Source organism: Photobacterium sagamiensis (genome assembly GCF_050337085.1).
Taxonomy (GTDB): domain Bacteria; phylum Pseudomonadota; class Gammaproteobacteria; order Enterobacterales; family Vibrionaceae; genus Photobacterium; species Photobacterium sagamiensis.
On the sequence record NZ_JAKJSP010000055.1, the window covers coordinates 1 to 19,136 of the forward strand.

The 19,136-nt window shown below is 44.7% G+C and carries 19 protein-coding genes and 1 pseudogene; 10 read left to right on the forward strand and 10 right to left on the reverse strand.

Going from position 1 to position 19,136, the window contains the following annotated elements; genetic code table 11:
- Positions 1–58: 58 nt before the first annotated feature.
- Entirely contained in the window at positions 59–1,297 is a 1,239-nt protein-coding gene (locus L4D76_RS22650; RefSeq protein WP_428443137.1) for a trypsin-like serine protease, read from the reverse strand.
- A 255-nt stretch (positions 1,298–1,552) separates the two neighbouring features.
- On the opposite strand from L4D76_RS22650, the pseudogene L4D76_RS22655 reads away from it, so the two are divergent.
- Positions 1,553–1,804, forward strand: a pseudogene (locus L4D76_RS22655) (efflux RND transporter permease subunit); the annotation flags it as partial.
- Between the two features lie 89 nt (positions 1,805–1,893).
- Here L4D76_RS22655 and L4D76_RS22660 read toward each other — a convergent pair.
- Entirely contained in the window at positions 1,894–3,039 is a 1,146-nt protein-coding gene (locus L4D76_RS22660; RefSeq protein WP_428443138.1) for a S1 family peptidase, read from the reverse strand.
- A 255-nt stretch (positions 3,040–3,294) separates the two neighbouring features.
- Here L4D76_RS22660 and L4D76_RS22665 point away from each other — a divergent pair, with 255 nt between their 5' ends.
- On the forward strand, positions 3,295–4,119 hold the full coding sequence (locus tag L4D76_RS22665) for a DUF5718 family protein (RefSeq protein WP_428443139.1): 825 nt from the start codon (positions 3,295–3,297) through the stop codon (positions 4,117–4,119).
- Positions 4,120–4,234: 115 nt separating this feature from the next.
- The gene (locus L4D76_RS22670; protein WP_428443140.1) at positions 4,235–4,735 is read left to right on the forward strand and encodes a nucleotidyltransferase family protein; all 501 of its coding nucleotides are present in this window, start codon (positions 4,235–4,237) and stop codon (positions 4,733–4,735) included.
- Here L4D76_RS22670 and L4D76_RS22675 read toward each other — a convergent pair.
- Positions 4,732–5,724, reverse strand: a complete 993-nt coding sequence (locus tag L4D76_RS22675; RefSeq protein ID WP_428443141.1) for a lipid A deacylase LpxR family protein — start codon at positions 5,722–5,724, stop codon at positions 4,732–4,734. The genes L4D76_RS22670 and L4D76_RS22675 overlap by 4 nt on opposite strands.
- Before the next feature lie 187 nt (positions 5,725–5,911).
- On the opposite strand from L4D76_RS22675, the gene L4D76_RS22680 reads away from it, so the two are divergent.
- Positions 5,912–6,757, forward strand: coding sequence for a sulfurtransferase (locus tag L4D76_RS22680; protein WP_428443142.1), 846 nt, complete (start codon positions 5,912–5,914; stop codon positions 6,755–6,757).
- Positions 6,758–6,837: 80 nt separating this feature from the next.
- Here the strand turns inward: L4D76_RS22680 and L4D76_RS22685 are convergent, their stop codons facing one another.
- A complete protein-coding gene (locus L4D76_RS22685; RefSeq protein ID WP_428443143.1) occupies positions 6,838–7,710 on the reverse strand; it encodes a GGDEF domain-containing protein in 873 nt (290 codons plus the stop codon).
- Positions 7,711–8,282: 572 nt separating this feature from the next.
- On the opposite strand from L4D76_RS22685, the gene L4D76_RS22690 reads away from it, so the two are divergent.
- The 6 genes from L4D76_RS22690 (at position 8,283) to L4D76_RS22715 (ending at position 13,893) form a co-directional block, all read left to right on the forward strand.
- Positions 8,283–9,938: an ATPase RavA domain-containing protein gene (locus tag L4D76_RS22690; RefSeq protein ID WP_428443144.1), complete on the forward strand. Its 1,656-nt coding sequence runs from the start codon at positions 8,283–8,285 to the stop codon at positions 9,936–9,938.
- Positions 9,939–9,953: 15 nt separating this feature from the next.
- Positions 9,954–11,402 (forward strand): ATPase RavA stimulator ViaA, encoded by a 1,449-nt coding sequence (gene viaA, locus L4D76_RS22695; protein WP_428443145.1) that lies wholly within the window; start codon positions 9,954–9,956, stop codon positions 11,400–11,402.
- A gap of 164 nt (positions 11,403–11,566) precedes the next feature.
- A complete protein-coding gene (locus L4D76_RS22700) occupies positions 11,567–12,226 on the forward strand; it encodes a YceH family protein (RefSeq protein ID WP_428443146.1) in 660 nt (219 codons plus the stop codon).
- Between the two features lie 225 nt (positions 12,227–12,451).
- Complete coding sequence (locus L4D76_RS22705) at positions 12,452–12,748, forward strand: GIY-YIG nuclease family protein (RefSeq protein WP_428443174.1); 297 nt, start codon at positions 12,452–12,454, stop codon at positions 12,746–12,748.
- A gap of 73 nt (positions 12,749–12,821) precedes the next feature.
- Positions 12,822–13,292: a hypothetical protein gene (locus tag L4D76_RS22710; protein WP_428443147.1), complete on the forward strand. Its 471-nt coding sequence runs from the start codon at positions 12,822–12,824 to the stop codon at positions 13,290–13,292.
- 61 nt (positions 13,293–13,353) lie between these two features.
- Positions 13,354–13,893, forward strand: a complete 540-nt coding sequence (locus L4D76_RS22715; protein WP_428443148.1) for a YaeQ family protein — start codon at positions 13,354–13,356, stop codon at positions 13,891–13,893.
- 161 nt (positions 13,894–14,054) lie between these two features.
- On the opposite strand, the gene L4D76_RS22720 is transcribed toward L4D76_RS22715, so the two are convergent.
- From L4D76_RS22720 to thiD, 6 genes are all read right to left on the reverse strand, one after another.
- Positions 14,055–14,666: a glutathione S-transferase family protein gene (locus L4D76_RS22720; protein ID WP_428443149.1), complete on the reverse strand. Its 612-nt coding sequence runs from the start codon at positions 14,664–14,666 to the stop codon at positions 14,055–14,057.
- Positions 14,667–14,817: 151 nt separating this feature from the next.
- Positions 14,818–15,501 (reverse strand): TenA family protein, encoded by a 684-nt coding sequence (locus L4D76_RS22725; protein ID WP_428443150.1) that lies wholly within the window; start codon positions 15,499–15,501, stop codon positions 14,818–14,820.
- Between the two features lie 94 nt (positions 15,502–15,595).
- Positions 15,596–16,552, reverse strand: coding sequence for an ABC transporter substrate-binding protein (locus tag L4D76_RS22730; protein ID WP_428443151.1), 957 nt, complete (start codon positions 16,550–16,552; stop codon positions 15,596–15,598).
- A 100-nt stretch (positions 16,553–16,652) separates the two neighbouring features.
- A complete protein-coding gene (locus L4D76_RS22735) occupies positions 16,653–17,474 on the reverse strand; it encodes an ABC transporter permease (protein ID WP_428443152.1) in 822 nt (273 codons plus the stop codon).
- Positions 17,467–18,237 carry an ABC transporter ATP-binding protein gene (locus tag L4D76_RS22740; protein WP_428443153.1) on the reverse strand — a complete coding sequence of 257 codons (771 nt, stop codon included), beginning with the start codon at positions 18,235–18,237 and terminating at the stop codon, positions 17,467–17,469. The genes L4D76_RS22735 and L4D76_RS22740 overlap by 8 nt, the downstream gene beginning before the upstream one ends.
- Before the next feature lie 31 nt (positions 18,238–18,268).
- On the reverse strand, positions 18,269–19,099 hold the full coding sequence (thiD, locus tag L4D76_RS22745) for a bifunctional hydroxymethylpyrimidine kinase/phosphomethylpyrimidine kinase (protein WP_428443154.1): 831 nt from the start codon (positions 19,097–19,099) through the stop codon (positions 18,269–18,271).
- Between the last annotated feature and the right edge of the window lie 37 nt (positions 19,100–19,136).

The following is a 19,136-nucleotide window of genomic DNA, read 5'->3' on the forward strand; positions in this document are numbered from 1 at the left end:
CCCTATGGGAACCCTTTTTTTATAAGTTTTAAACCCAAACCACGTTGAGGATATAGAGTTACTTTCTGCGCCGGAGCAGGCCGACAGCGGCAAGAGAGAGCAGGCCAAGTAGTGGGACAGATCCTCCGCTGCTGTTAGTATTAGAGCCAATTTCAGTCTCAGTGTTACTTTCAGTCTCAGTGTTACTTTCAGTATCAGTGGCACTTGCAGTCTCAGTGGCACTTGCAGTCTCAGTGTTACTTTCAGTATCAGTGTTACTTTCAGTATCAGTGTTACTTTCAGTATCAGTGGTATTTTCAGTCTCAGTGTTACTTTCAGGATCAGTGCTAGTCCCTTTCTTTAGTTCGTCATTAAGTTCGAACGGGTCCAGGCTGAAAGTGGCTGGTGCTTGACCCGTTAAATCAACGCCCGTTGTCGATTCTATCCAATCCAGATAAGTTGATAATTGCGTATACAAGCCATTAAATTGTTCACCTGAAACGCCTGAATTTTTCCCATCACAGTCTGGGCCATTACTGGTTACCCCGACAACACGCAGGCCTTTATCAGAATCTGATATATGGAGCGGATTTTGCCAGATTAACGGACCGCCTGAGTCACCGATACAAACGTCTTTTTTCAGTGCAGGATCATTAGAGTCAGCGCAGACAAAATGAGCTTCATCTTTTACGGGGTACGGTGTATCACATAGTAAATCGGGGATACCGGCAAGTTTTACGACTTGTAATTCACTTGGCGGCAAATCAGTCTCGGTGGTATCACCCCAGCCTGATGCAATCAGGGTTGCTTGAGAATAAGCGCCAGAGACCCAGGTAGTGGCAAATTCTTCATCAGCCAGAGCTTGTTCGGCTAAGGTGGCCACTTTTATCGGCTTAGCCACATTATAAAGAGAACGATCAACCATCATAACGGCAACATCTTTATCTAAACTTTCATCATGAACAGCTTTATAGGTAATATTGAAGATGTATTTATTGTCAATACTCGCGGTATTGCCCTGCGGTATGTAGCTGGTACCGGCAATGAGGGTGTTAGATATTGATGGAGCAATACAATGCGCGGCAGTGACAACCCAGTATTCGGAAATAACCACAGCGCCACAGCCGGAGATATAACTGTCCGCCGTGAGGATCGCTGCTTGCCAAGGCAGCAGGTTATTCGCATAGTCTGAAGCATTGTCACCGTTGAGAACCTTAGCTTGTGGAGTAGCCAGGGATTGCTCGGTTTCCTGCGCCATGGCTGGTGGCAGCATCATGGCCATGAACACCGCGGTTAAAGAGAGTTTTTGATTTATCATCCTGATACCAAATGTACTGCGTTTAATGAGAACATATAGACCTGTGGTCCTAATGACTATGATGGCTATACCCGGACCACTTCAAAATGCAGAGTTCAGCGAGAATTCAGTGGCTTTTAGGCAAGGCGGTATTATTAACGAATAGCAGCTCTCTATGTAACAGGATGCATTACTTTTGCGAATAGCACCTTGCATAACTGTAAAACGCCTCAATTGTTTGCTTTTTTTAATATTTAACAAAGATTGATTATATGAGGGGGGAAATTACGTTTCCGTGCGGTGAATATGACGTCCTGGTCATTTATTCTGGGTATTTTGCCGCTGATATTTGCGTCAGGTGCCGGTCATATCAGTCAGAACTCTCTGGGTATCTCACTGACGGGCGGTCTGTTATTTGTGTTGCTTGCCGGTACTTTCCTCATTCCGGGCTTCTTTGCTGTTATTCAGCGCCGCCGTGAAAAAATCCATAGTGGCTCAACCAAGCTGGTGGAATTAGCTGACGAGTAATATCAATTAGCGTTATTAAATAAAAAGGGTTCCCAATGGGAACCCTTTTTTTATAAGTTTTAAACCCAAACCACGTTGAGGATATAGAGTTACTTTCTGCGCCGGAGCACGCCGACAGCAGCAAGAGAGAGCAGGCCAAGTAGCGGGACAGAGCCTCCGCTGCTGCTTCCGGTATTCGAGCTAATTTCACTAATAGTACCAATTTCAGTCTCAGTATCAGTATCAGTATTTGTCTCTTTCTCATTCTTTAATTCTTCATTAACCAATTCGAACGGATCCTGGCTGAACGTGGCAGCTGCCTGATTCGTTAAATCAACGCCTGTTGTCAATTCCATCCAGCTTAGATAATTCGATAATTGCGTATATAAGCCATTAAATTGTGAATCTGAAAGGCCCGAATTTTTTCTTTCACAGTCAGGCCCATTACTGGTTACCCCGACAACACGCAGGCCTTTGTCAGAATCTGATTTATGGGCCGGGTTCTGCCAGATTAACGGCCCGCCTGAGTCACCTGCACACACATCTTTTTTCAGTGCAGGATCATTAGAGTCAGCACAGACAAAAAATTGATCGCTTGCAGGGTTATACGATGTTGTACATTGTGAATCGGGGATGCCGGCAAGCTTTACGACTTGTAATTCACTCGGCGGTAAATAAGTCTCGGTGGTATCGCCCCAGCCTGATGCAATCAGTGTTGCTTGAGAATAAGAACCAGATACCCAGGTAGTGGCAAATTCTCCATCAGCAAGAACCTGCTCGGCCAAAGTGGCGACTTTTATCGGCTTTGAAACAGTGTAAAGTGAACGATCAACTTTCATCACAGCGATATCGTTATCAAGTTGGCTCGATACATTATGTCCATTATAGAGCGGATGCCGGTATTTCTCCGTCTCGATAATGTTAAATACGTATTTGCTGTCAAGACTTGCGGTGTTGCCTTGCGGGATAAAACTAGTACCTGCAATGAGAGTGTTAGAGATTGATGGATCAATACAATGTGCGGCTGTGACAATCCAGTATTCGGAAATAACCACAGCGCCACAGCCGGAGACATAACTGTCCGCCGTGAGGATCGCTGCTTGCCAAGGCAGCAGGTTATTCGCATAGTCTGAAGCATTGTCACCGTTGAGAACCTTAGCTTGTGGAGTGGCCAGGGATTGTTCGGTTTCCTGCGCCATGGCTGGTGACAGTGACAGAGCCATGAATATTGCGGTTAAAGCCAGTTTTTGATTCATTGTACTGATACCAAATGTACGATGTTTTAATTGGATGGTATAGAAATGCGTCATTTATATCTATTAGGAATATTATTTCTGTGAATGCCATTCAAGTTAATGTGAAATCCCTCAATCATTCGTATTTTCACAAGATCGAACAAAGATAGATTATCTTGCGCTGGCACAAAGTTAGGTGTGCTGACCCTCGCAACGGGTGGGGCTCCTCGGTAGAATAGGGTCTGTTCAATGCACCCTCAATATAAATAGGCGATTATGACTTTTAAACGTGTGATTGGTTTTGGCGTGGCGGGTAACTTTGCCGGCCATTTAGAGCAGGCTGGAGAGGCGAATGATTTCCTGACTGTTGAAGTCAAAGAACAAATTCAGCCGAAAGCCATTTTTCCGTTCTATGTGCCTTCGGAGAGCGCCGGGTTCTTATCCACTTATCCGCTCTCAAGCGATACCATTATTCCGCCAAATGATGCCGATAACTTACAAATAGAGCCTGAAGTTGCTCTGCTATGCGATATTGAATATCAGGATAACCGTGTTGTTGCTCTCAAGCCGACACGGTTTGCCGCTTATAATGACTGTTCGATTCGCAAACCGAATGCGAAGAAAATCAGTGAAAAAAAGAACTGGGGTGCGCATACCAAAGGTATCGCAGCCACCATGTTTGATATTGACGGGTTATCACAAGGTGGTGTGCTTGACCGCTACCGTATAGCTAGTTTTCATAAACGTGGAAATAAAGTTTCTCGTTACGGTGAAGATAGCCCTGTGGTTGGCTATAGCTACTTCCATGAAAAACTGCTGAACTGGATTGTTGATCGTATGAACCATCAACAGGATGTCGGCCCGACAGAGAACATTGCTGAGCATTTAGCAAACGCGCATTACCCTGAGCAGGCATTAATCAGTATCGGGGCAACGCGTTATACCGAATACGGTGAAACTCATTTTTTGCAGTCGGGTGATACCAGTATTGTCGTTGTTTATGATGGTGAGAAATACAGTCAGGAAGATGTTTCTCGAATGGCAACGAATAATGTTTTCGCTGAAGATAGCCTGTCAGCGCTTGTTCAACAGGTTGCTTAAATAGATTTGATTTTGAAAAAGAAAAAGCCTGACTTTCAGGCTTTTTCTATTGGTAGAAACGATGAATAACGTCCACTCTGAAACGAGATCAATCTTGCTCCAGGATGATTTTAGGATGGCTTGCTTAATCGCAGCCCGAGAAGTGAATTTGCCTGATTGGTATCTCGGGGCTGGTTTTTTGCGAAATGCTATTTGGGACCATTTACACCAAAAAACTGAGATGACACCGCTCAATGATGTTGATCTGGTCTATTTTGACCCGAGTGATACGTCTCTTAAAACCGAACAAATTATTACGGCAAAGCTGGTGGCAATGTGCCCTGATGTTGAATGGGAAGTTCGCAATCAAGCTCGCATGCATGAAAAGCATGGCCATTCGCCTTACCAAAATACTTCTGATGGTATCTCGCGGTGGGTTGAAGTACCGACTTGTGTCGGAGTAAGACTTGAACTCAGTGATGAGTTTACCTTTACGGCACCGTTCGGGCTGGAAGAAAATTGGTTATTAGATGTAAAAATAAATCCCCAAAACCCTCAACCGGCGATTTATCAGCAGCGTATTCAATCAAAGAACTGGCAGCAGATCTGGCCGAAGCTGAATTGCATCTTTTTCTAGATTCGCCAGAAGAGCTCAAGGGAGCCATTGGAGTGGGTGGAGTGCCTGTCTTCCTTAAACTCGCGGGTGCCTGTTGCAAGGCTCAGACTTAAGCCCCATTTAGGTTTGTAATAGACAAAGCCGGCGACAGCGGTCGCTTGTAAATGCTCAATGTTATTATCTGGAACTTCATCGGGACGATCCCCTTCAACGGTGATGTCATTAAAGCGGTAACGACCTTCAATACCCGTAAACAGATAATAGCCCGACGCGCTGGTCGAAAGCACGCTGACATCGAAGAACTTGCCAGGGGTAAAACCGACACTGCCAAAATTGGAATCTAAATGGGTGCCCCAGCGTCCAACAGCACCTAAAGCTGCTTCACTCTGATAGTTGCCGACATTGATCCGGCCTACGCCACTTACATCATATTGATCCATTAACCACGCCTGACTGCGGCTTAGCAGGCGGTGTCCCTGATAGCCCAGATTAAAGACGATCTGATTTTCAACCTGGTATTCCCACCCCTTGGGTTCATCCGATCTAATAAGGTAATGGATGAATTTCTGTCCTTCTTCCGCAAGCGCATTGGGACCGACGGTACCGAACATGAAACTATATTTATCGACCTGTGCCGGGGAGTATTGATAGATACCCGTTTCGAAAAATAATAACCCTGCGTAAGGATGTTCGTCGGGTACCGGCTCGGTTGCTTCAATATCCTCCGGCGTCCACATCTGCTGGCCAATACGGAAATTCCAACCCTGCGATGCGGCTGAATTTAACGGTAATAAACCGGCTATTTGACGAACAGGCGATGGTGCGGCCAATTCAAGCATATTGCTGGCCGCTGAGTTAAACTCAAGAAAAAGGCCGTTGGTATAGTTCTGATCGGTAGTGACAATACCATCGTTATCAATAGCAAAGGAAATGCTACCTGAGTTGTATGCCATAACTGTTGGTGAAAACAGAGAAGAAACGGTAAGGATACCCAGATAAATTTGTTTCATTTACAATCCTTGGCTACAACAGACAGGGTAAAAGATCAGACCGGGTTGATTGACGTTGCTAATTGGTCAAATATTTATCTAATTGTCTATTCAATATAGCGAATATTATTATCAGGCTGGTGAACAAAATTGTAACTTGATGCGAATACTAAAGTTACCAGTATACAAATTATTAAAGGAATACGGTATGTCGACAACATCCTCATCATTAGTCACGACTAAGTGGGTAGCTGAACATCTGAATGATTTAAACCTGGTTCTACTTGATGCCAGTTGGTATATGCCGGGCTCGGAAAGAAACCCCGAACAGGAATGGATAAATTGCCGTATTCCCGGTGCCAGGTTTTTTGATTTTGATACCAAGGTCAAAGATCCAGATGCTGAGCTACCCCATATGCTGCCTTCTCCCGAGCTGTTTGCTCAAGAGGTTTCTAAGTTGGGTATTACTAATCAGAATATGATCGTGGTATATGACAGTCATGGCCTGTTTTCAGCCCCGCGAGTGTGGTGGATGTTTAAAGCAATGGGGCATAAAAGTGTCGCAGTGCTTGACGGTGGATTGCCTGCCTGGTTGGAAGAGCAGCGCCCGACTGAAACCGGTGAGGTAATAAAACCCGTTACTTTTCATTACGAAGCCAAGTTGTTACCGGAATGGGTCATCAATGCCGATAATCTGAAATTGGTACTTGATGATCCTGATACGGTTGTTTTAGATGCACGTTCGGCTGCACGCTTTTATGGTACTCAGCCTGAACCGAGAGCTGGTGTAAGAAGCGGACATATGCCAAATGCCAAGAGTTTGCCTTTTAGTCAGTTGATTAAAGACGGACATTTTCTTGGATTAAAACAGTTAGAATCAAGGTTTGAGGCGGTTTCAGATTCTGAACAGCGTTTAATTTTCAGCTGTGGATCTGGTGTCACAGCTTGTATTCTGGCATTAGGCGCCGAACTGACAGGGCGTAAATTACTGACCGTTTATGATGGCTCTTGGACAGAGTGGGGCGCAGCGTTGAAGTATCCTGTTGTTCGATAGGTAGCTTTAACGATAGAGGTGGTGCGATATAGTTACGAGAGGTGAGAAAGCCTTTCGCATTATCGCTTAAGTTCTTTTCTTTATTCGCGCGACTGTTGAGTTCTCTCGGTTTTTTCTTTGTACATTGCCCTGTCAGCTCTTGCCAGAATGACGTCGGGATCACTCAAATTACCGGGATAGTAGGGAGCAAGGCCGATACTGAGATCGATGTTAAATGATTTTCTGGTATCGGTTGTGGCTTCGTAGAGTTTATCGATCCATTCATGGTAAAACGTTTGATCTTTTGATGGCATTAATACCACAAACTCATCTCCGCCTATGCGGAAGATCTGACTGCCTATTGGGGCCGTTTTGATCAATTGCCTGGCTATTGTGACGAGCAGTTTGTCACCTTGTTTATGGCCGTAGTTATCATTAACCTGTTTAAAATTATCAAGATCAATATAGGCTAAAATACCGCGCTGCAGATTAATGGCCATGTTGTCGAACTGGCGAAACAGCGCCCGGCGGTTTTGCAATTCTGTGAGGTCATCTTGTAAAGCCTGGCGGCTTAGCTCTCTTTCTAATGTTCGTGCTTTAATGATCTGAGAATTAAGATCGTCGATCAAACTTCGATGTTGATGCAGCATTTTAATAAAACAGAAACACATTAAAAAAACACCGATCTGCATAAAAGCATCATCAGTTTTATTAAGAAGCCAGTGGTCATCGAGTTCGGGGATCTCATCTAATAAATCGGCAATGACTCCGATACCGTAGCTTCCTAACGCGAGCAAAAGCCATAACTTCATCTCTGTGCCAAAATCTTCACGTAACAGCATGGCAATGAGGCTCAGCGTCAGGATTGAAATAACAACTTCAAAGCTTTCACTCGATGCGACGAAGGCAAAAAGCAATATACCGACGCAAGCAAGGATGGTTAATCGCATTGGGAGTTGAGAAATCTTGTGCATGATCTCCCTTAGAACACTAATCATTAATAATTCAGCGACATACTGTCAAAGTGAATGAATATGTACAAGTTGTTTACAAAATCATGTGGGGAAATCACGTGCAGGTCTTTTGTCGCGTTAAAAAAGAAAAATAAATGGGTCGAGATTGACTCTTCCATTTGTTGGTTATTGTACAAAATACAATATTGCTGGCAAAACCGAGGATGAGAAGTGCTCACGATTTGAGCGTCTCATCATAAAAATGAAAATAAGGCTTCAAATCAAAATAAGTTCAAAAACTATACAATCACTTTGGCCCAACTCTTACACTAAAGTTAGTTGATTGATTTTAAAGAAATAAAATACAAACCCTTCTTTCCTATTTTTTTATTGTATGTATGTTGTCGTCTCTTATTTTTGCAATCAATGTTTGATGGGTAGTTGTTTGTCGATCTCTCTGATATATAAGGGTTGTAACAAAATATTTCAGTTAACAACATTGTAACAGAGTGTGTTTTATGTTTATCCTAAGTAATGACTAGGAATTGTTGTGCTACAGCACATAGACATAACAATTAGAGAGGTCGGGAATTATGCTGACAATGGCTAGATCAATGCAACCGAACAAAGCGCTAATTTCTGAAAGGATCCAAAAACTGATTAAAGCGCTATCGAATGGCGTTTATGAACGCGAAGAAACCATCAAGCTTTGCTTGCTTGCCGCACTGGCAGGTGAAAGTGTGTTTCTTTTAGGCCCTCCAGGTATCGCTAAAAGTTTGATTGCTAAGCGTTTGATCCAGGCTTTTGATAACAGTAAATTTTTCGATTATCTGATGACCCGTTTTTCAACACCTGAAGAAGTGTTTGGCCCTTTGTCGATTCAGGAATTGAAAGATAATGGCAAATACGTTCGCCTGATCGATGGTTACTTACCGACTGCACAAGTTGTTTTCCTCGATGAAATCTGGAAAGCAGGCCCTGCCATCCTGAATACCCTACTGACTGTTGTTAATGAACGTACCTTTAAAAATGGTCAGGATGTACTTCCTGTTCCAATGCGTTTGCTTATTACGGCATCCAATGAATTGCCGGAAGAAGATAGCGGTCTGGATGCCTTGTATGACCGGATGTTAGTTCGCGTATTTGTTAATCGAATTCAAGAAAAACACAATTTTAAAGCGATGTTGATGGGTGAGAGCTCAGCGGCTCAGGAGATGGATCCGACCTTAACCATCAAAGATGAAGAATATGAACAATGGCAGGTGCATATTGACGAGGTAACGCTGTCAGAAGAGATCTTTGAAAAGATCTATCAGCTCAAATCGATGATCGAACAGCGTGCTGAAGCTGGTACAGATATGCCGTCTGAAGATAGCGAGTTATATATTTCTGACCGCCGCTGGAAAAAGTCTGTTCGTTTATTGAAAGCCAGCGCGTTTTTTAATGGTCGTGACGCCATTAACCCGCTTGACTTGTTGTTACTGCAAGACTGCCTGTGGCACAGCCCTGAATCACGCCATATCGTACGGTCTCTGTCCCAAGAATTTGCCATTGAAAAAGCCTTTGATCAGAGTATTTCTAAAGCCAATGCAACAGAAGCGCAGAACATTATCGATGAGGTTCATGATGATATTGCCGCGCAGCTGTGTATGACTTTCAGTCGTGAAACCATGATGCGTAAAGAATGCTTTAAACATGACTTCAGCACCGCTAAGCGCTACAACGTAAATCATAACCCGCGAATGATTAAGCTGGTTATGTTGCAGCAGAACCCGTCTGTTTCAGAGAAGGAAAAAGGGGACAGCCGTTGGGTATACGTCGACGGTGATGAGTTTGAGAAGAAGATTAAAACCGGTCAGTGTGATGTGTATGGTTTTGTAAATAAAAATACCCACCTGTGCCGTCTGCAGTTTGAAATTGATGCTCAGCAGCGGCTTGTGATTAAAGATATTGCGAACCGCTCTGTGCTGGTAGGTCTTGCCGGAGCAAAAGGTATTACTGCAGCCCAGCAGCAACAATGGCAACAAGACGTCGATAAAGCTTCAAGCAAAACACTCGATGCAGATCATAGTATTAAGGTATCTCGCAGCAGTTTCCGTGGTGCGCTTCCACATAATTTTATCGATAAAGATCTGCCGGTCATGATCGAACAGAGCATTGCCGATGCTGCTGATTCAGTATCAGATCTTAAACGGGTTATTGATAAAAGTGCCTTACGTATTTCGCATTTATCAGAGTACTTTGAATAAGAAAGGGGGCGGCCGATGGCAGTATCAGAAGGTATTAACCTAGCATTAATGCTCTCCGAGTCAGGGATCATCGATAATGCTGTACATGAGATGATGATGCGCCCCCAGCTGTTAATGGCGGCTGAAGCAAACTCTGGTGTTAAAATGGCGATGAAAAACCAGATCATGAAATGGCGTGGTCAGGTAAAACATCGTATGACCAAGACCAGTGTGGAAGAGCATTTTCAACAGGAAATGGATCTCTACCAAGAGGCCAGAAATTGGGAGCCGGATTATTTCTTTGATCAGGCAGACAAGATCGTAAAGAAGCTGGAAGGGCATTCTGCGTTTTACTTTAAGGCGAAAAGTCTGGTTGATAAAGAGCACCAGAAACACAATCCAATGTTTCAAAGTTATTTTTGTAATTTGTGGTATCAGCATTTATCACGGGCATTGCAAGAAGCGCAGTTGACGGAGCTGGAACAGCATAAAGAGAAGCTGCTGGCTGATTTATATCAGCGTATTGAAACCATGCAGCAGATGGAAGATGTCACTGAAGCGGGGGATGAGAAAAAAGCAGGCCGATTATGGGATATGGCTAAAGCAAACCTGACCCGAACAGATGTCGATACCATGAAATCCATCGCCTGCTTTTTGAAAAAAAATAATGGCTTGAAGGAAATTGCCGAAAAACTTGGCCGTATGGCGAATGAAATTGATGACCCGAATAAAGAGCGGGTGAAGTCAGAAGATTTGCGCATGGTCGAAGAGCGCAGTGACAGTGTCACTGATGATATCGTCGGGATCCATGAAAGTGATGATTTGTCGAAATTGTTGCCCAATGAAGCTATGTTTCTTGCGTACCCTGAGTTGGAAGTTGTCTTCTATAAGCATCTCGTTGATAAACGCCTGATGAATTACCGTGTACAGGGCACACAGCGAAAGCTCCGCAAAGTGAAAGCGTATAAGCGCCAAACCAAACAGGTTGAGCAGGACAAAGGCCCGTTTATTGTTTGTATTGATGCGTCAGGTTCTATGTCCGGTTTCCCTGAACAATGTGCGAAAGCACTGGCTTATGGCTTAATGCAGATTGCTTTAGCTGAGGATCGCGACTGCTACGTGATTATGTTTTCGACCCAGCAAATCACTTATGAGCTGACCAAACAGGATGGTTTAACAGAAGTACTGAACTTCTTATCTTATTCTTTCCATGGCGGAACTGATCTGGGTCCTGTGTTGGATCAGTCGATTGATTTGATGAGTAGCGGGAAATATAAAAACGCTGATTTGGTTGTACTATCAGATTTTATTGCCCCGTCACAACCGACAGAGATGCTCAAGCGAATTAATAAGCTTAAAGAGCAGAAAAACCGATTCCACGCTGTGAATTTATCCCGTTATGGTAATCCGGCATTAATGTCGGTATTTGACCACTGCTGGTCTTATCATCCATCGCAACTCGGTCGCTTATTGAAACGGCGCTGAGAAGCGCCTTTATCATTTTCTTCTAATGATACAACGACCTCAATTCGTTATTAAATTTGACTGAATTTCCAGCAGTCAGTTATGTCAGTACTTGTTGTTGTGGCGTCTCATGCTAATCTGCCTTAAGACATACCATTAAATCAAATAAAGGGTGAGGGAAGATCATGGATTTTAACTTTTCACAGAATGAAGCTCGTGTGATCGGTTGTTTGCTTGAAAAGGAAGATACCACTCCTGATCAATACCCATTGACATTAAATGCGCTGACAACAGCCTGTAATCAGAAAAGTAACCGTGACCCGGTATTGGCATTGGATGATGCCACGGTACTTGATACTGTTGAACAGTTAAAAGAAAAACGTATTATCAATGATGTTTCAAGTTTTGGTAGTCGTGTAGCCAAATTCCAGCACAGATTCTGCAATACTGAATTTGGTTCATTACAATTTACCAAACAAGAACGGGCAGCGATTTGCGTTATGTTACTGCGCGGGCCGCAAAGTGCTGGCGAAATTCGCACACGTACCAATCGCTTATGCAGTTTTAGTGATGTTAAAGAAGCGGAGGCTGTACTTGACGGTCTGGCTTCACATCCCAAAGGTCCATATATCGTTAAGTTTCCTCGTGAAGCGGGTAAGCGAGATTGCCGCTATATGCATTTGTTCAGTGGTGAGATAGATCTTGAAGCGTTAGCGACGCAAGCGTCACCGGTCGCAGCTTCATCCGCTACGGCTGAACGTCTGGCTCAGCTAGAAGAACAGGTATCGGCGATGAAACTTGAAATCACCGAACTAAAAGAGATGCTTGAGTCGTTGACATCATAATTTAGCTTTTAGTATTTCATCACAGAAGTTTTGACGAGTGCAGTCAGCAAGCTTCGTCATTCCGTAAAGTGAGGAACGAACTTATACGGAATCTAAGGTGTACACGGTTAGAATTGGATCCCGGATATCTCGTTCCTCAATTCCGGAATGACGTATTTAGGAGCTTCAACTGTTCAAAATACCACCAGAGATGCAACAGCTGCGCAGCTGGTCATTGTACAAACAATGATTGATGACCCCACTGAGTCTCAACCTGTATTGTGGTCTGTTTATCTCATTCGAACGGCGTCGAACAGTTTATATTGTGGCGTAACAACTGACGTACAGCGCCGCTTTACCGAACATCAGGGCAGTAAAAAAGGGGCGAAATACCTAAAGGGGAAAGGTCCTCTTACTTTAGTCTGGTCTGAAGCTGTCGGGGATAAGCGGAAAGCAATGCAACTGGAATACCGGATCAAGCGCTTGTCGAAGGCGAAAAAAGAAGCGATTGTGGCTAATTGTTTTCCGTTAGAGGCGATATAAACTGCAGGAATAGCGCTGCGTTGAACCGAGAATTGTTCATGCTGACATAATAACGTATCATCGTGTATCTGCTATGGATTGGTTTGATATTGTGATTATTAAGCTTCGACTGTTTATTTTTTCGTTATGTTGCTTACCTTTAACTGTAATGGGAACAGTGGTCGGTACTTCAGACAGCTCGCGAGAAACACGTGATGTGCTGAGAGAAAAGTTGATAGGGATCTATACAACGTTTCAATTGAAAGAATCGATTATTCAGGGCTGTGATCGTTTAGATAATGATGTGAGTAAACAGCTGAAACTAGCTTTTACTGAATATGGCACTGTTGCCAAAGATTATATTGACGAAGGAAAGAGACTTTTGACGGAAGAGCTTTCTGCCGTCGATGCGATGGAATGGAAAGCGGTACTTGCTGATTCTCAAAAGCATTTCCAGTCAAAATTTAGTCAAATGCCCTTATCCCAACTGACTCTTGAATGTCAGCAACTGACAAAAGAGATGACTGAAATTAATCAACGCGTTATCACATTGAAAAAACAATAAAAATTGCAGTATATTCTTCTCGTTACTACACTTATTTATATACCGGTTAGGTGTTACTCTTATGGCGCAAAAAGCCACGATTTACAAAGCCAATATCAATATTGCTGATTTGGATCGTCATGTTTATCTAGATATGACCCATACTATTGCCTGTCATCCTTCAGAAACGCTGCAGCGTATGATGCTGCGTCTTTTAGCGTGGGGCTTGAATGCTGATGAAAACCTTACCTTCACAAAAGGGGTAAGTGCTGCTGACGAACCTGACCTTTGGTGTAAGAGCCTGAGTGATGAAATTGAATTATGGATTGATCTTGGCTTGCCGGATGAAAAGCGTATCCGTAAAGCATCCAATAAATCTAAGCAGGTTATTATCTTCGCTTATGGCGATCGAGCGGCACCAATCTGGTGGCAGCAAAACAAGAACAAAATTACCCAGTTTGATAATATTTCGGTAGTCTACATCAAGGATGAAACTCTGGCTGAGCTTGAAGCACTGATTGAGCGTTCTATGCAGATTCAACTGACTATCGAAGGTGAACAAGGCTGGTTAAGTTCAAATAACGGGGATTGCACTATTACACCTGAATGGTGGCATCGCTAGTTCTACCTTGCTTAAATCGTATCGCAATGAGGGGATTTACCTGTAGCGGTTCGCATTGATACGTTTTTCAATGATAAATACAGACACCGCATACAAAACATTTATGTTTTGTATGCGGTGTCTGGCTTTTGAGCACATTACATCAATCAGGATAAATCCTTTTATGCTTGTACAGACGGTCGTTGCGAAACGCGCTCGTACCAATCTTGAATATGAGGAAACATTTCATCAATTGTGATTTCGAGATTTTTAATAAATCCGCACATCACAAAAGCTGTGATGTCGGCAACAGAAAATTTGTCTCCTGCAATATAAGCCGAGTTAGCTAACTGTTCATCAAGCGTCGGAAGGAATTCAACCACGCGCTGGCGCGACTCATGCCCCCAGCTTTCAACACAATTCTCTCTGTCTTTATAGATACCGGTAATATTTCGAAATGCTTGCATGGCCGTGCACAATCCTTGAAGTTCGACGACACGTTGCCACATCTCTACGTTAGCACGCTCTAGCGGGGTATCACCGAAAAGAGAAGGGGGCGATGGATAGATTTCATCGAAATAGCGACAAATAGCAATGGATTCGCAGATCGTCGTGCCGTCATCCAATTCTAATACCGGAATGCGGCCATTTATGCTTTTGGCTTTGAATTCATCAAAAAGGTTTTCTCCGCCACGAATATCAACGTTAACCCGTTCGATCTCAATTCCTTTTTCAGCAAGAAAAATACTTACTCGACGAGCACTCGGAGCGGGAGCCAGTTCGTAAATCTTCATGTTGTTCCCTTTATCTGATGTTCGGCTAGATTAAAACTTATGCAATGGTGGAGTGATCAGTCAAGAAATAGAGCGAATTTTAGAAGCTTAGGATTGGTGATGGCATAAGGCCGATGCTCGCGGAATAAGCACCGGCTTTTTATATAGTGTCTTATGCCGATTGGCATTCAGCCTTAACGGCATTTAAGCCTTGTTGCCAGAAAGCCACTTCCATACGGGTCGCAGTCTTGAAGATGTCGCATAAACGCTGACCTCGCGGGCTGTTTAGTGGAATATCTGCGATCATTAAATCAAGACGTTCCATACCAGATTTTGCCCCATTCTGGAAATCGTCACCACTGTATAGCTCGATCCAGCTATGGTAGGGATTACCTTCCATAACTGTATCTTCATGTTTGATCAGCTGCTGACCAATTTCTGCATAACCGACTGCACATGGTGCAAGGGCAACGTACAGATCAACCAGATCACCAGCCATGCCGGTTTCCAGTACATAGCGCGTGTATGCCACGGTGCCAAAATCTTCCTGCTCAGCTTCCATGTCCCTTTCAGTCAACCCCCATTGCGCGCAGTAGGTCATATGGTGGCAGGTTTCATTTTCGATTAGGGCATGCAAGCTAGGCAATGGCGCGCGCATTTCTTCTAGGGTCTGCGCTTTATAAATTGCCAGCGCATAGGCCCGGGCATAATGCTTTAAGAACAGAAAATCCTGTTTCAGATAGTGCAGATAGGCTTCGTGGTGTAGTTGTCCGTTCGCAAGCTGATTTACAAAACTGTGTTGCGTATAATCAATCCAGTTTTGCTGACAAGCACGAATTAGATCCTGATGATTCATTTTTGATTTAACCTTTAGAACAACGAGGGGCTTCGTACTGAGTGCCGAAGCCCTGATTGATAACTGACTGAGCTGTTGATTTACAGAACTATAGTTATAGCGTCGGCACGTAATCCTTTGCTTGCGGTGCTTTATCGATAATTTTGTGCTGATACATAAATTGTGCGAAGTCATCGTAACGCGCTTCATCAACGGCTGACGGACGCAGTGCGAAACGAGGCAGGGTGTCTCGCCATGCGCGGCGGTTCAGTTCGTTGTTTAGCGTATCGGGAGCGTAAGCAACAAACTCTTTCCATGCCTGGTCGGGGTGATTGATAATGTACTGGGTTGCCAGTTCAATAGCCCGGTTAAACTTCTTCAGTGTGACTCGGTCGTAGCTGTTTTTGTTTGCGACGACGATTAACTCATCGTATGGAGGTACACCGTGCTCTTCGGGGAAGAACGCCTTGGCTTTGTAGCCTTCCAGCTCAAGCTGATTAGTTTCAAAGTTACGCAGCCCGCCCCAGATAGCGTCGACTTTGCCTGAAGCCAGCGATGATGACAGCGCCCAGCCAACATTGATGATTTGAACATCTTTGTATTCGACGCCTTCGCTGTTTAGCATGGTACCGATCGTTGCTTCTTCGTTACCCGCAATGGCGATGCCTATTTTCTTTCCTTTTAAATCTGCCAGTGAGTTAATTTTGTTGTTATCCAGTACCATCAACGTATTCAGTGGCGCGGCGATTAATGTGGCAGAGCGGATCAAAGGCAGACCGGCTGCAACATCCATAGTGAGGCTGGCTTGGTAGGAAACGGCTAAATCAACTTTGCCAGCCGCCACTAATTTGGCCGGCATACTTGGATCCGCCGGTTCCTGGATGGTGATGTTTAGTCCTTGATCTTTGAAAAGACCTTTCTCTTTTGCTATTACAACCGGGCCATGATTAGGATTGACGAACCAGTCGAGCATTAACGTCATATTTTTTGTTGATGCGCTAAAAGCGGGTGCACTAAAGACAGTTGTGGAAAGCGCCAAAGAAATCAGGCTTTTAGCCAGCATTTTTTTCATAGTTAATGTCCTTTTTAATTTTATTAGTATTGAGGTTGTTGCTTATGTTGTTTCTAACTTGCTGTGTAGTTGAAATATTTCGTTAATTTCGCGGTTTAATTTATTGCTTGGATTGCCATGGTATAGCTCGTTTAAGCAGCCAATCGGCAGCAAAGTACAAGCCGATCGAAAAAGTGGCCAGGATCAATAAAGCGGCAAACATTTCATCGATCATCATGCGGGCATTGGCTTGCAACATCAGGTAACCCAAACCTTCACTGGAGCCCACCCATTCACCGACAACGGCACCAATTGGCGCAACAACAACCGCGACACGGATCCCCGATGCCAGAGCTGGTAAAGCCGCAGGTAAGCGCACATGCCATAGCAGTTGCCACTTTGAGGCGCCCATGGTTTTAGCCAGATCCAGATAGCCCGTAGGGGTGTGTCTTAATCCGTCGTAACAGCAGGTAGTCACGGGAAAAAAGATGATTAATGCCGCCATCACGATTTTGGAGGCAATGCCATAACCCAGCCACAGCATCAGAATAGGCGCGATGGCAAAGACAGGGATTGCCTGGCTGGCAATTAAAATAGGCAGCAACCAGCGACGCAGCGGATCAAAGAGCAGCATCTGGAGAGCAAAAAACAGGCCCATAGACAGGCCGAGCAATAATCCCAGCACCACTTCAGAGGCGGTTACCCAGGTATGATTGAGCAGAACGTCATAGCGTTGGATCAGCTTTTCGAGTACAGCCATCGGACCCGGTAAGATAAAACTCGGTAATTCAAATACCATCACTGCCAGTTGCCATAACCCGAGGATCACTGCGCTGCTGATAACCATGCGAGTGAGAGGATGGGAAGACGACTGCGACAGAGTTTGCTTTCGCAACACAGACTGGACATTCAGCTGTGGGTGTGAAGATTGCAAGTCAGCCATAATCTTGCTCCAGTTGCTCGATAATCTGTTGCTGGAATATCGCCAGTTCAGCATCAAATTGGCGTGGGGCAGCTGATGACGGTATCGGGAGTGAACTGACAGCAGCAGGAGAGCCTGTCATCAGCAATATTTGGTGACCCAAGCGCAGCGCTTCTTGAGGATCATGGGTGATCAGCAAAACGGTTTTATCAGCCAACAGCTCAGCCGCCAGGTTCTGCAGTTTATGGCGGGTAACAGCATCGAGGGCCGAGAAGGGTTCGTCCATTAACAGCAGCGGTTTATCCTGCATCAGGGTACGGGCCAAAGCGACACGCTGACGCATTCCGCCAGACAAGCTATCGGGATAAGCACCGGCATAATCGGCTAGGCCAACTTTGCGTAATAGATCGAGTGCGCGAACTTTATCATCAGCACTCGGCTTACCTTTCATTAAACGAACACTGAAACAGACGTTATCTAACACACTCAGCCAGGGCAGCAGTAAATCTTGTTGCGCCATATAGGCCACCTGGCTTGCTGGTGTTTTTCCATTACAGGTTGTGAGCTCTCCTTGCCACTGTGCTTTGTCGTCCAGCAAGCCGGCCAGTAAACGCAACAGAGACGTTTTTCCACAACCACTTTTGCCGAGAATACAGGTCCACTTACCCTTCGGTAAGGTTAAATTCAAATTCACAAACAACGGAGAGTGGCTGTTGTGATAATGGAGCTGTCCGTGAGTTAAGCTCACTTCAATCCCGGATATTGCCGATACTGCTACCGTCATGGTTTTACCGTCATGCTTCGTTATTTTTTAGTTAGGCGTCAGGGGTGAAATGACCGGCGAAGAAATGGTGCACAGGGCCATGACCGGAACCAATTTCCAGCTCATCAGCATGAAGGATCGCGTTTGAAATATAGTTTTTGCCATGGGCTACCGCGTCGAGTAGTGGGTAACCTTGTGCAAGATAAGAAGCGACTGCCGCAGACAAGGTACAACCAGTGCCATGGGTATTTCGGGTGGCAATGCGCTTAGTACTGAATCGGTGCACATCATTAGCCACAATCAGAAGATCGGTGCTATTTTCTTCTTGTTCCAGATGTCCGCCTTTTAGCAGTACAGATTTAGCACCCAGATGGCGCAGTGCCTCAATCATGGCCTCCATGTCACTTTCAGCTGTGGGACGCTCGCAGTTAAGCAGGGCGGCAGCTTCAGGCAGGTTAGGGGTGATCACATCGGCAAGGGGGATCAGTTCATCTTTTAGGGTTGAGATGGCATCTTGCTGTAAGAGTAAATCACCGCTGGTGGCCACCATAACAGGATCGACAACCAGATGTGCAGGCCGATACTGGCGCAGTTTTTTCGCAACAGCGCGAATGATCGTGGTATCACTCAGCATACCGATTTTCACGGCTTTAACGTCTAAATCGCTAAATACCGCATCAAGTTGTTGTTCAACAAATTCTGGGGAAACAGGGAAGATGCCAGATACACCTTGGGTGTTCTGGGCTGTTAGTGCGGTGATCACCGAGCAGGCATAACCGCCAGTAGCAGAAATGGCTTTAATATCGGCTTGGATCCCTGCACCGCCACCGCTGTCAGAACCTGCGATGGTAAGTGTAATTGGTGTTTTTGAAATTGCTGTCATGACTACCCCTAAAAATGCTGCGCAGGGGTAACAGGTG